Source organism: Hydrogenophaga sp. (genome assembly GCF_030158645.1).
Taxonomy (GTDB): Bacteria; Pseudomonadota; Gammaproteobacteria; order Burkholderiales; family Burkholderiaceae_C; genus Hydrogenophaga.
Genome location: NZ_JAOASO010000159.1, coordinates 62890 through 76047 on the forward strand (window position 1 = coordinate 62890; position 13158 = coordinate 76047).

Genomic DNA, 13158 nt, shown 5'->3' on the forward strand with positions numbered 1-13158 from the left:
AAAAACCGGGCGCAAGAATCTTGGGCCCGGTGATTGATTCTAGGCGCCTTGGTCGGCGTGAGGCGGGTTTCGACGCCTCGCCCGCCATATGGGGGCCATACGGATGACCGTATACAGCGCGCAGCACAGGGCGCTTCCTACAATCAAGCCATGCTGTTTGAAGAATCCGTCGCCCCGTCCCCGCTGCTCGCGGGTCTCAATGCCGAACAAGGCGCTGCCGTCATGCTGCCGGCCGAGCACGCGCTCATCCTGGCCGGGGCGGGCTCGGGCAAGACGCGGGTGCTGACCACGCGCATCGCCTGGCTGCTGCAGACCGGGCAGGTGACGCCCGGCGGTGTGCTGGCGGTGACCTTCACCAACAAGGCCGCCAAGGAAATGATGACGCGCCTGTCCGCCATGCTGCCGGTGAACGTGCGCGGCATGTGGATCGGCACCTTCCACGGCCTGTGCAACCGCTTCCTGCGCGCGCACCACAAGCTCGCGGCCTTGCCCGCCACCTTCCAGATCCTGGACACACAGGACCAGCTCTCGGCCGTGAAGCGCCTGTGCAAACAGTTCAACGTGGACGACGAGCGTTACCCGCCCAAGCAGATCCAGTACTTCATCAGCGGCTGCAAGGAAGACGGCCAGCGCCCGCGCGACGTGGTGGCGCGCGACGAAGAGACGCGCAAGAAGGTGGAGCTGTACGCGCTGTACGAAGAGCAGTGCCAGCGCGAGGGCGTGGTGGACTTTGGCGAGCTCATGCTGCGTTCGTATGAAGTGCTGCGCGACAACGACCCGGTGCGCGAGCACTACCAGCGGCGCTTCCGCCACATCCTGATCGACGAGTTCCAGGACACCAACCGCCTGCAGTACGCCTGGATCAAGATGTTCAGCGCGCCGCCACTCGAGGGCCTGCCGGGTTCGGGCAACGCGGTGTTTGCCGTGGGCGACGACGACCAGAGCATCTACGCGTTTCGCGGCGCGCGCGTGGGCAACATGGCCGACTTCGTGCGCGAATTCAAGGTGCGCCACCAGATCAAGCTGGAGCAGAACTACCGCAGCTGCAGCAACATCCTCGACTCGGCCAACGAGCTGATCAGCCACAACACCAACCGCCTGGGCAAAAACCTGCGCACCGACGCCGGCGCGGGCGAACCGGTGCGCGTGCACGAGGCAACCAGCGACTTCGCCGAGGCGCAGTGGATGGTCGACGAGATGAAGCAGCTCGCGCGCGAAGACGTGCCCAAGGTGGAGATGGCCGTGCTCTACCGCAGCAACGCGCAAAGCCGTGTGGTGGAAACCGCGCTCTTCAACGCCGCCATGCCCTACCGCGTGTACGGCGGCCTGCGCTTCTTCGAGCGCGCCGAGATCAAGCACGCGCTGGCGTATCTGCGCCTGCTGGAAAACGCCAACGACGACACCAGCTTCCTGCGCGTGGTGAACTTCCCGCCGCGCGGCATCGGCGCGCGCAGCATCGAACAGCTGCAGGACGTGGCGCGCACCTCGGGCTGTTCGCTGCACGACGCGGTGAGCGCGGTGACCGGGCGCGCCGGCGTGGCCATCGGCGGGTTCGTGGCCAAGCTCGACGTGCTGCGCGAACGCTCCGAGGGCATGACGCTGGCCGAGATCATCGAGCTGGTGCTCGACCACAGCGGCCTGGTGGAGCACTACCGCGCCGAGCGCGAAGGGCAGGACCGGGTGGAGAACCTGGAGGAACTGGTGAGCGCGGCCAAGAGTTTTGTGGGCATCGAAGGCTTTGGCCGTGATGCCGTGGCGCGCACGGCGGATGGGGCAGCGTTGACGCAGAGCCCGGTGAGCCAGGGGTTCAACCCGGAAGAGCCCTCACCCCAACCCTCTCCCAGAGGGAGAGGGAGTGAATTGCCCCCTCTCCCTCTGGGAGAGGGCGGGGGTGAGGGCCTCCCCGCGCCCGACGCCGACACCGGCGAGACCATGAGCCCGCTCGCGGCCTTCCTCACCCATGCGGCGCTGGAGTCGGGCGACAACCAGGCACAAGCCGGGCAGGACGCGGTGCAGCTCATGACGGTGCACGCCGCCAAGGGGCTCGAATTCGACGTGGTCTTCATCACCGGCATGGAAGAAGGCCTGTTCCCGCACGAGAACTCGATGAGCGACCGCGACGGGCTCGAAGAAGAGCGCCGCCTGATGTACGTGGCGATCACACGCGCCCGCAAGCGCCTGTACCTGAGCCACTCGCAAACGCGCATGCTGCACGGCCAGACGCGCTACAACATGAAGAGCCGCTTTTTTGACGAGCTGCCCGAGGCCTGCCTGAAGTGGCTCACGCCACAGCAGCCGGCGTGGGGCGCGCCGGGCGGGGCGGGCGGCGGTGGTGGCCAGTGGCAGAACGGACGGCGCAGCTTCGGTGCACCGCCAGCGCTGCAGCCTTCGTGGTCACCGGGCTTCCACGACAAGGGCGACCCGAAAGGCCTGGGCCAGAAAGCGCCTGAACCCGATCGGGGCACCGACATCCGGGCCGGCATGGCCGTGTTTCACAACAAGTTCGGCGAGGGCAAGGTGCTCTCCATCGAAGGCGCGGGCGATGACGCCCGCGCGCAGGTGAACTTCAGCCGCCATGGCACGAAGTGGTTGGCGCTCAGTGTGGCCAAACTCACGCCGATCACCTGAGGATTCCCGCGCTGACCAGCGTGACAGGGAGATGAAAAACCCCTTGGGGATGGTCGTGCGGTGTCGTGGCGCTGCCCGGCGTGAAGTACCCCTGGGTGTTTAACGCGGTTGTCACAAGAGGTTCTTACTGTCAGGCGGGTCGCATCTCCGACGGACCGCCCTCAGGACCTCCCATGAAATTGCCCACCACCCACGTTGCCCACGAAACCCAAACCGATCCCGACGATCTTGAAAACAACTTCGTCCAGACCCCCCACCTCAACGACCTGGTGGCAGCGCGGCTGAGCCGCCGTCACTTCATGCGCGGCGGCGTGAGCGCCATGGCCATGGCCGGTCTGGGAACGGCCGCCCTGACCGCTTGCGGCGGTGGCGATGAAGCGCCTGTCACCAACCCGGTCACCAACCCGGTCAGCCCGACCCCCGAAGTGCAGCTGGGCTTCAGTGCCGTGGCCAAGAACAAGTCCGACGCGGTGCAGATTGCCGCCGGTTACACCGCCACCGTGATCTATGCGACCGGCGATCCCATCGACAACACCGCCACCCCGTACGCCAACGACGGCACCGACATCGACTTTGGCAGCCGCGCGGGCGACCATCACGATGGCATGCACTTCTTCGGCCTCAATGCCGCCCGCACCGGTCCCGATCCCACCAGTTCAAACCGCGGGATCATGTGCATCAACCACGAGAACATCTCGGGCACCGTTTTGTTCATGCACCCCAATGGCCAGACGAACCGCTCCACCGGTCCGCGCCCCGAGGTGGAAGCGCGCAAGGAGATCGAATCCCACGGTGTCTCCGTCATCGAGGTGTCTCGCACCACCGGCGCCTTCACTGTGAACAAGGCGAGCAACTTCAACCGCCGCATCACCGCCAACACCATGGTCGAAATCAGCGGTCCTGTGCGTGGCACCAAGTACGTGAAGACCAAGTTTTCGCCCGGTGGCACAGCCACGCGCGGCACCATCAACAACTGCGGCCATGGCTACACGCCCTGGGGCACCTACCTGACGGCGGAAGAAAACTGGGCCGGTTATTTCCGTCGCGCCACGGGTGACGATGCCAACCGCACCCCCAAGGAAAACACCGCGATGCTGCGCAACGGTATCCGTCCTGGCAACGGCGGCAACAACCGCTGGACCAGTGTGGTACCCGCCGATGCCAACAGCACCGAGTTCAGCCGCTGGGACATCACGGTCAACACCGCCCAGCCAACCGATGGCACGGGTGACTTCCGCAACGAGGCCAACACGTTCGGTTACATCGTCGAAATCGATCCCTACAACCCGCTGGCCACGCCGCGCAAGCGCACGGCCTTGGGCCGCCGTGCCAACGAGGGCGCCTGGGGCAGCATTCCCAAACAGGGCCGGCCGCTGGCGTTCTACATCGGCTGCGATTCGCGCGGTGAATACGTCTACAAGTTCGTGACCAGCGCCAACTGGGACCCGGCCGACGCCAACACCGGCGGCATGGCGGCGGGCACCAAGTACCTCGACCAAGGCACCATCTACGCAGCCCGCTTCAATGCGGACGGCACCGGTACCTGGGCCAAGCTCGACCTGAGCAACCCCGACGTGGCTGCCGGCTTGCCGGTGACCACGTACAACCCCAACGGGTACACCTTTGAGGACCTGGCCGACATCTGTGTGAACACCCGCCTGGCGGCGGGCGCCGCCGGTGCCACGCGCATGGACCGCCCGGAGTGGACCGCCGTCAACCCCACCAACGGTGAGATCTACATCACCATGACCGAGAACCCGGACCGTGGAAACTCGGGCTTGTCGGGCAACAACATTCCCAACCCGCCGGTGGACGCGGCCAACCCGCGCGCATGGCGCGACACGCGCACCGACAACGCGACCATCCAGCGCGGCAACGTCAACGGCCACATCGTGCGCATCCGGGAAGACGGTGACGACGCCGCTGCCACCACCTTCCGCTGGGACATCTTCCTTTTTGGCGCCCAGGCCGCCCCCGACGACCTGACCACCAACGATTACTACCAGCGCAACGTCAACCTATCCGGCCTGAGCGGGTTCAATGACCTGTCCAAGCCCGATGGGTGCTGGTTCTCCAAAAAGAGCGGCATCCTCTGGATCCAGACCGACGACAACACCTTCACCGACCAGACGAACGCGATGCTGCTGGCCGCGGTGCCCGGGCGACAAGGTGACGGTGGCGCGGTGGACATCCAGGTGCGCGCTGACGGTCAGGCAGATGCCGCCGCCATCGACCGCACCGTGACCACCTACGCGGGCCGCAAGATGACGGACGCCACCTTCAAGCGTTTCCTGGTGGCACCCAAGGGGGCAGAAATCACCGGCCTCACAGAAACGGCCGACGGCAAGGTGCTGTTCATCAACATCCAGCACCCTGGCGAGAACACGGCTTCGCTGGCTTCGGCGTTCGAGAGCAACTGGCCAGGCAACGGTGGCGGTGTGGCGGCTTACGGCCCCGGCGGCGCGACGGCCCGTCCGCGTTCGGCCACGCTCATGATCACCAAGAACGACGGCGGCGTGATCGGTCTTTGACCAGCAACAACGGGCTCATCCTGCGCTGAGCCCAGGCGCCACTCCCTCCAACCCCAAGGCCCCGACAGGCCTTGGGGTTTTTGCTTTTGGTGGCTTCGTCCATCGCGTGCACAGCCTCGCCCCGCCGACCTGCGCCCGGCAGCGCAGGGGTGTTCGCGCGCGCATTTTGAGAACTAAGGTGATCTTGCCTCGCCGATCCCGGGTCGGTTCAGAGGCGTTCTCAAACCGCCAACAAAGGACATCTCATGTACGACCAAATTGTCAAACCCCAGACCATCGTGCTGGAAAGTGCCCCCTGCAACGATGACAAAGGCCAGTTCGCCAAACTGCCCATCACCTACGAGGAATACGGCACCGCCAAGACCAAAGACGGTCACGACAAGCCCGTGGTCGCCATCCTGCCGTTCTTCCTCGGCAGCGCCCACGCAGCCGGTCACAAGGCCGTCAAGGACAACAAACGCGTGGCACCCGGGTACTGGGACGCGCTCATTGGTCCCGACACCGTGATCAACACGGACACCTACCGTGTCATCAGTTTCGAGCCCTTGATCAACGACAGTTTTCACCCAGGCGTCATCAACCCCGCCACCAAGAAACCCTACGGCGGCGCCTTCCCCAATTTCAGCCTCGCAGACGTCTCGCAGATTCAGCGAATGGCGCTCAAACAACTGGGCGTGGGCCATGTGGACGTGTTGATGGGCGCGTCCATGGGCTCGCTGCAGGCCTGGCATTTCATGGCGCACGAGCCCAGCTACGTGTCCAACATGGTGTTGGTCGTGCCCGGTGGGATGGTGTTGCACCCGAAGACCTTCGTGCTCGCCAGCCAGTGGGTTCAGAAGCTGGAACAGGATCCCGACTGGCACGCGGGTGACTACGGCGCGCTGCCCAAAGAAAAACAGCCGAAAAAGGCGCTGGTGGAAGTGCTGTCCGACTTCTGGTACCGGGTGCAATTCCCGGTGAATCACAGCCTGCTCTACGACCTGAATGACATGGGGTGGGCCGACATGGCGGTGGCTCACCACGCGCTGGATGCCAACGACGCCAAGACCATCGACACGGTGCTGGCCTCGCTCAACACCAGCGACCCGAGGGTGAAGGCGTACAAGCAGTCCCTGACCAGTTTGTGTGCAAAGACCGACCACAACGTGCTGCTGTGGCAGCTTCGGTCGGTGCTGTCTTACAAGCCTCAAACGGCTTTGCAGAAGTCGGAGCCTTTCATCCGCCACATGCAGGGCGTTGATGACATGACAGACGCAGCACACGACATGTTGGCCACGACGCGGATCCTGATGATTGCCACCGAAGCCGACGACCTGCTGGACATCGCATCGGTCGACAGCACCATGGGCATGGCCGCCTCGATCGGCTTCGATGCCAGGGTCGTGCGCATGCCTCCTGCCTACACGCATGCCGCCGGGCTCAACACCGCCAGCCCCAACAGCATCCTCGCGTTCAAGAACACCATCGCCCAGTTCCTCAAGCCGCCAGCCAAGCTCTGAAGGGCCGCTCAGGAACCACCGCCCATTTTGCAAGGAGAAACACCATGCCTCAAACCACCGCTCAAGCGGCTGCGCAAAGCGCCGCCACCTTTGTGGACCTCACGCCCGACGACGTACCGGCCATCGTCGTTCACATCCGGACGCTCGGCGAAGCCGACCAGCGACTGCGTTTTGGAGTTCCCGTCAGAGACGCCGATCACGCCGAGAAGATCGCCCGCAGGCTGCTGCAGATGAACACCGTGTTCGGCCTCTGGGACGCATCCCACCAACGGCTGCTGATGCTGGGCAGCTATGGCAAGGCCACGTTGGCGAACGATGCCGTGGAGACCGCATCGAGTGCGCTGCCCGAGGTGCGAGGCGGCATGAGCCAGCGCATGGCGAACTGGCTGTACCCACGGCTGGTTGCGCAGGGCCACAAGCGCATCGAATGGAACTTCTACGCCGACAACGCGGTGGTCACCGCGATCGCGAAAAAGCGCGGCATGAAGGTGGATTGTCGCCAGGGGGAATGCGTGGCCTATTTCGACCTGCAACCCACGGCCGACGCCATCCGCGAGTGGCTGGACGGTCTGGAGCAGTTGCTGGAGGCGGTCCGCAACGAATCCCACACCAGCCCGGGCGCCAAGCTCTGAGCCGGGGCTGAACCCCCGCTTTTCAGCGCACCGCGGCCGGGTGCGCTTCGGGCGGGCGCGTCTCCATGTAGCCGCGCCCGTCTTTCACGCCGGTGCGTCCCGCCATCTGCCAGGCGGTGCGCTGGTTGATCAGGCGGGCGAGAAACTCGATCTCTTCGTCGGTGTGGTTCAGCGCCGGTGCTGGCGTGAGGAATCGGCCAGCCTTGGGTTCGGCCTCTCCCCAGAACGACTGGTGGTAGCTGGAGACCGACTGCGCCCGGTTGCCGCCGGCCTGCATGTCCACCGCGCCGTAGCAGTTGCAGAAGTAGCTGCGGTTACCCTGTTCGGGGAACACTTCGGTGTAGGTGCCGGTACCGCGGATGCCGGCGGTCAGGGTGGGCGTCACGATGGTGCGGCTGGGGCCTCGACCAAAGGCGCTGCCCACGGCGCCTGTGAGCAAACGCAGCAAGCTCACGGTGTGCAGCGTGATGCCGCGTTCCACCGTGAGGCGGGAATTTTGCCGCACGTGCAGGGCGGCATTGCCCAGCACGAAGGTCAGCCTGGATGCCGGGCCGGTGGCGATCTCGTCACCCGTCTGGATGGTCTGCTGCGGTGACATGCGCTGACCGTTGAGCAGCACATCGCCCACCATGTCCACCACATTGCTGCGCTGCTGCGCCATGGCAGCCGGCAGCCCGCCCATGCCCACCCAGGCGGCCGCAGCCTTGAGGGTGTCGCGGCGCTGGAACCACGTGATTTCGCCCTCTTGACGGCCTTTCAGGGTGTGTTGGGTCATGCTTCTTCTCCGTTGGTGGTGGGCGTTGGTCGCTCGGTCAACTCAAAACTGTCAACGAAAGTGAAATATATCGAGGTGTGAAACATCGAGGCCATGAACAGGACAGCCGGGTACAAAACGATGTTGAGCGCCTGGGCGCCACCCAGCAGCGCGCCGAGCAGGCTCAGGAACAAGCCCACCAACATGAACACGCCCACCCAGCCCAAGGCATAGAACAGCATGGCGCCCTTGTTGCCCCAGCAGGCCATGAAGCTGAAGAACAGGCTCTTGCCCGGACTCACGCCGTGCCAGTGCACCAGGGCCGGTGCATGCCAGAAGGCCATGACCACCGGCAGGTAGACCACCAGACCGGCGAGCAACCCCTGGTTGGCCAGCGAAGCACGCACCAGCTCGGCCGACACCTCGCCCGCATTCGGATCGACCGCGGGCGCGTCGCCGGCAAACAGCGTGGCCACGCCGAGCACCAGCAGCAGGCCGGCGGCGTACATGGCGCCCAGCACCAGCATGTTGCGGGTCTGTACCGGCTTGCCGCGCAAGCCCGAAATCAGCGTGGACGGCATCGGAAACCGCCCTTGTGTGGCTTCGCGCGTGGCGGCCATGAGGCCCAGCGTGGCCACCGGCACCAGCACCATCGAGATCAGGGTGCCGAGCAGGGGAATGAGCGAGAGCACCGAAACGGTGGCCATGAACATGAAGAACAGGCCGGACATGGCCAGTGGCTGGCGGAAGAAGGTCTTCACGCCCAGCTTGACCCACTGCAGGCCGACTCGGGCGGGAACGAGGTGGAGTTTCATGCGGTCTGTGGTTGAAGCGCCGTGGCGGGCGCCGCGGCATCCAGCAGCTGGGCCGACAAGTCGCCAGCGTGGCTGACGCGGTCGCGCAGCACGCGCTCAAAATGGGTGGGGTCGTGGGGCTGAAGCATGGCGGCTTCGCGCGGCAGGTGCAGGTCCCAGAGGCGGGAAATCCAGAAGCGCAAGGCGCCAGCGCGCAGCAGGGCCGGCAGCAAACTGCGTTCGGCCGCGCTCAAGGGTCGCACCGCCTGGTAGGCCGCGAGGAAGGCCCGGGCGCGGGCGGCATCGTGGCTGCCGTCGGTGGCGTCCTGGCGGTGGTGCACGCACCAGTCGTTGAGGCAGACCGCGATGTCGAACAGGAAGGTGTCGCAGCCGGCGAAGTAAAAGTCGAAGAAACCGGTGAGTTCGCCAGCCTCGAACATCACGTTGTCGCGGAACAGGTCGGCGTGGATCGGGCCGCGGGGGAGTGCGGTGTAGGCCGGGCTGGCCGCCACGTGGTTCTGGTAGGCCAGTTCGGTGCGGATCAGGTCGGCCTGCGGCGCGTTCAAAAAGGGCAGCACCACCGGCACGGTCTCGTTCCACCAGGGCAGGCCGCGCAGGTTGGGCTGGCTCATGGCGAAGTCGCGCCCGGCCAGGTGCATGCGCGCGAGCATGGCGCCCACCGCTTCACAGTGCGCCACGCCGGGGGCCAGTTCGCTTTTGCCGCGCAGCTTGTCCACCACGGCGGCGGGTTTGCCGTGCAGCGTGTGCAGGATCTCGCCGCTGGGGGTGGCGGCCGGGTCGGGCACCGGAATGCCTTTGCCGGCCAGGTGCTTCATGAGGTGCAGGTAGAACGGCAACTGCTCGAAGCCCAGCCGCTCGAACACGGTGAGCACATGCTCCAGCGTGGCGCCGTCGCGCTCGCTGGTGACGAAATAGTTGGTGTTCTCAATGCCACCCTGGATGCCCCGCAGCTCGGTGAGGTCGCCCAGATTCAGGGTGTGCAGCAGGGCAGCGGCTTGCGCAAACGCGACTTCGGTGTAAACGGCCATGAAACCAAGGATCAGAAATTCAGGATGCGCCAGCTGCTGCGACCGGCGTTGCCGGTGCGTTTGCCACCCGTTTCGCTGCTGGCCGCGCCGTTCGTGTCGGGGTTGATCTGGTAGGCCGGCGCGCCGTTTTTGGGTTGCACCTCGATGCTTTTGGTCTCACCGCCCACGCGCACCTCGTCGATGCGGGTGAGGGCATCTTCGTTGGTGATCCGCTCGATCCGGTCGCGCGGCGAGATCGGCTGCGGGCCCTGCTCCACCGGGGGCGTCTGGCTCCAGGCGGCCGGGGCCAGGAGGATGCCCGTCAACAGGGCGAGGGCGGGCAGCAGGCGTGGAGTGTGGGCGTTCATGCCGCATTGTAGGCAGGCGGGGGCCGCAAGGCGCAGCCGGGGCCATCGGCCAGACCCGCGGGCGGGGGCCGATCTCCCCGACAATGCGCCCATGTCCGACGCTTCATCTCCCACCCCCACCCTCTTGCTGGTCGACGGCTCCAGCTACCTTTACCGTGCGTTCTTCGCAGGTGGCGAAGCCATGAGCACGACCCTCCCCGATGGCACCGAGCTCAAAACGGGCGCCATCCGCATCATGATCAACATGATGCAGAAGCTGCGCAAGGACGTGCGGGCCGACTACGCCGCCTGCGTGTTCGACGCCAAGGGACCGACCTTCCGGGATGCGCTGTACCCGGACTACAAGGCCAACCGCTCGCCCATGCCCGACGACCTGCGTGCGCAGATCGGACCCATCCACGAGGTGGTCAAGCTGCTGGGCTGGAAGGTGCTGGACGTGCCCGGCGTGGAGGCCGACGACGTGATCGGCACGCTCGCCCATGTGGCTTCCCAGCAGGGAATCAACTGCATCATCTCCAGCGGCGACAAGGACCTGAGCCAGCTGGTCAACGAGCACATCACGGTGATCGACACCATGAACGACCGGCGGCGCGACATCGCCGGCGTGACGTCGGAATTCGGTGTGCCGCCCAGCCTGATGCTGGACTACCAGACCCTGGTGGGCGACCAGGTGGACAACGTGCCCGGCGTGCCCAAGGTGGGCCCGAAGACGGCGGTGAAGTGGCTGCAGGAATACGGCTCGCTGGAGGCGCTGGTGGCGCGCGCGGGTGAAATCAAAGGCGTGGCGGGTGAAAACCTGCGCAACGCACTCGACTGGCTGCCCAAAGGGCGTGAACTGCTCACCATCAAGACCGATTGCGACCTGAGCGACCACATGGAAGGCTTGCCCTCGCTGGAGGCCATTTCGATCGGAGGACAGGATTCCGAAGCACTCAGGGCGTTCGGCGAAAAGTATGGGTTCAAGGGTCTGGTGAAGACGCTGATGCAGCTCGATGTGCCGCCTGAGCGGATCGAGCAGCACCCGGCTCCCGCCCAAGGCAAGGCCCGCAACGACGCACCGGGGCTGTTCGACGAGCCCGACCTCAGCGGCAGCGCGCAGCGCACCACCAACCTGCAGTACGACACCATCCTGACCTGGGCGATGTTCGACGACTGGCTGCAGCGTTTGCAGGCGGCCGACCTGGTGGCGCTGGACACCGAAACCACCTCGCTCGACGAGATGCGCGCCGAGATCGTGGGCATCAGCTTCAGCGTGACGCCGGGCGAAGCGGCTTACATCCCCCTGCGACACAGCGGGCCCGATGCGCCCGAACAGCTGCCGTTCGACGAGGTGCTCGCCAGGCTCAAACCCTGGCTGGAAGACCCGAAACACGCCAAGCTCGGCCAGCACGTGAAGTACGACCGCCACGTGTTCGCCAACCACGGCATCGAGGTGCAGGGTTATGTGCACGACACCATGCTGCAGAGCTATGTGCTGGAAGTGCACAAGCCGCACGGCCTGGCCAGCCTGGCCTTGCGCCACCTGGGCCGCCAGGGCATCAACTACGAAGACCTGTGCGGCAAAGGGGCGCACCAGATCCCGTTTGCGCAGGTTGACGTGGCCAAGGCGGCCGAGTATTCGTGCGAAGACAGCGACCAGACGCTGGATGTGCACCGCGTGCTGTGGCCCCAACTGCAGGCCAACAGCCAGCCTGGTAAAGGGCTGAAGTTCATCTACGAGCTCGAGATCGCCAGCAGCGAAGCGCTCTACCGCATCGAGCGCAACGGTGTCTTGATCGACGCGCCCACCCTCGCCAAACAAAGCCACGAACTCGGTTCGCGCATCCACGCGCTGGAGCAGGAGGCTTACGAGATCGCCGGTCAGCCGTTCAACCTGAGCAGCCCCAAACAACTGGGCGAGATCTTTTTTGACAAGCTGGGCCTGCCGGTGATCAAGAAGACCGCCACCGGTGCGCGCAGCACCGACGAGGAAGTGCTGGAAAAGCTGGCCGAAGACTACCCGCTGCCGGCCAAGATCCTGGAGCACCGGGGCCTCTCCAAGCTCAAGGGCACCTACACCGACAAGCTCGCGCAGCTGGCCCACCCCGGGACTGGGCGCGTGCACACGCACTACGCGCAGGCCGTGGCCGTGACCGGGCGCCTGTCCAGCAACGACCCCAATCTCCAGAACATCCCCATCCGCACGCCCGAAGGCCGGCGTGTGCGCGAGGCCTTCGTGGCGCCCGCCGGGCACGTGATCGCCAGTGCCGACTACTCGCAGATCGAGTTGCGCATCATGGCCCACATCAGCGGCGACGAAGCGCTGTTGCGCGCCTTCCACGAGGGCATCGACGTGCACCGCGCCACCGCCGCCGAGGTGTTTGGTGTGGACGCGGCCCAGGTGAGCAGCGAGCAGCGCCGCTACGCCAAGGTGATCAACTTCGGCCTGATCTACGGCATGAGCGCCTTCGGTCTGGCCAAGGCCCTGGCCATCGACAACACGGCGGCCAAGAACTACATCACGCGCTACTTCGAGCGCTTCGCGGGTGTGAAGCGGTACATGGACGACACGCGCGAACAGGCCAAGGTCCAGGGCTTCGTGGAAACCGTGTTCGGTCGTCGCCTGGTGCTGCCCGACATCCAGAACGCCAAAGGCGCGAAGCTGTCGGCGCTGGAGCGCCAGGCGGTCAACGCGCCCATGCAGGGCACGGCGGCCGACCTCATCAAGCTCAGCATGGTGGCGGTGCAGAAGGCGCTGGACGAACAGCAGCGCGGCACCAAGATGGTCATGCAGGTGCACGACGAACTGGTGTTCGAAGTGCCCGAGGCCGAGGTGGACTGGCTCAAGGCCGAGATCCCTCGCCTGATGGCGGGCGTGGCCGAACTCAAGGTGCCTCTGCTGGCTGAAGTGGGTGTGGGTCCGAACTGGGACCAGGCCCATTGAG

9 protein-coding genes are annotated in these 13158 nt (G+C 65.5%); 5 read left to right on the forward strand and 4 right to left on the reverse strand.

Annotation, left to right across the window (positions count from 1 at the left end):
* The first annotated feature begins 150 nt into the window (after window positions 1–150).
* The 4 genes from Q1W68_RS17040 (at window position 151) to Q1W68_RS17055 (ending at window position 7290) form a co-directional block, all read left to right on the forward strand.
* Window positions 151–2628 carry a UvrD-helicase domain-containing protein gene (locus Q1W68_RS17040; RefSeq protein ID WP_300717152.1) on the forward strand — a complete coding sequence of 826 codons (2478 nt, stop codon included), beginning with the start codon at window positions 151–153 and terminating at the stop codon, window positions 2626–2628.
* Window positions 2629–2801: 173 nt separating this feature from the next.
* Window positions 2802–5159, forward strand: a complete 2358-nt coding sequence (locus Q1W68_RS17045; RefSeq protein ID WP_300648625.1) for an alkaline phosphatase PhoX — start codon at window positions 2802–2804, stop codon at window positions 5157–5159.
* Window positions 5160–5404: 245 nt separating this feature from the next.
* Window positions 5405–6658 carry an alpha/beta fold hydrolase gene (locus Q1W68_RS17050; protein ID WP_300648626.1) on the forward strand — a complete coding sequence of 418 codons (1254 nt, stop codon included), beginning with the start codon at window positions 5405–5407 and terminating at the stop codon, window positions 6656–6658.
* A gap of 44 nt (window positions 6659–6702) precedes the next feature.
* Entirely contained in the window at window positions 6703–7290 is a 588-nt protein-coding gene (locus Q1W68_RS17055) for a hypothetical protein (RefSeq protein ID WP_300648627.1), read from the forward strand.
* Between the two features lie 22 nt (window positions 7291–7312).
* On the opposite strand, the gene Q1W68_RS17060 is transcribed toward Q1W68_RS17055, so the two are convergent.
* From Q1W68_RS17060 to Q1W68_RS17075, 4 genes are read right to left on the reverse strand one after another with little or no spacing between them, the layout of a single operon-like run.
* The gene (locus Q1W68_RS17060; RefSeq protein WP_300648628.1) at window positions 7313–8065 is read right to left on the reverse strand and encodes an iron dicitrate transport regulator FecR; all 753 of its coding nucleotides are present in this window, start codon (window positions 8063–8065) and stop codon (window positions 7313–7315) included.
* Window positions 8062–8859: a BPSS1780 family membrane protein gene (locus Q1W68_RS17065; protein WP_300648629.1), complete on the reverse strand. Its 798-nt coding sequence runs from the start codon at window positions 8857–8859 to the stop codon at window positions 8062–8064. The genes Q1W68_RS17060 and Q1W68_RS17065 overlap by 4 nt, the downstream gene beginning before the upstream one ends.
* Window positions 8856–9887 carry a homoserine kinase gene (locus tag Q1W68_RS17070; RefSeq protein WP_300717153.1) on the reverse strand — a complete coding sequence of 344 codons (1032 nt, stop codon included), beginning with the start codon at window positions 9885–9887 and terminating at the stop codon, window positions 8856–8858. Before Q1W68_RS17070 ends, Q1W68_RS17065 begins: the two co-directional genes overlap by 4 nt.
* An 11-nt stretch (window positions 9888–9898) precedes the next feature.
* Window positions 9899–10234 carry a hypothetical protein gene (locus Q1W68_RS17075; RefSeq protein ID WP_300648633.1) on the reverse strand — a complete coding sequence of 112 codons (336 nt, stop codon included), beginning with the start codon at window positions 10232–10234 and terminating at the stop codon, window positions 9899–9901.
* 91 nt (window positions 10235–10325) lie between these two features.
* On the opposite strand from Q1W68_RS17075, the gene polA reads away from it, so the two are divergent.
* On the forward strand, window positions 10326–13157 hold the full coding sequence (polA, locus tag Q1W68_RS17080; RefSeq protein ID WP_300648838.1) for a DNA polymerase I: 2832 nt from the start codon (window positions 10326–10328) through the stop codon (window positions 13155–13157).
* Window position 13158: the final 1 nt, after the last annotated feature.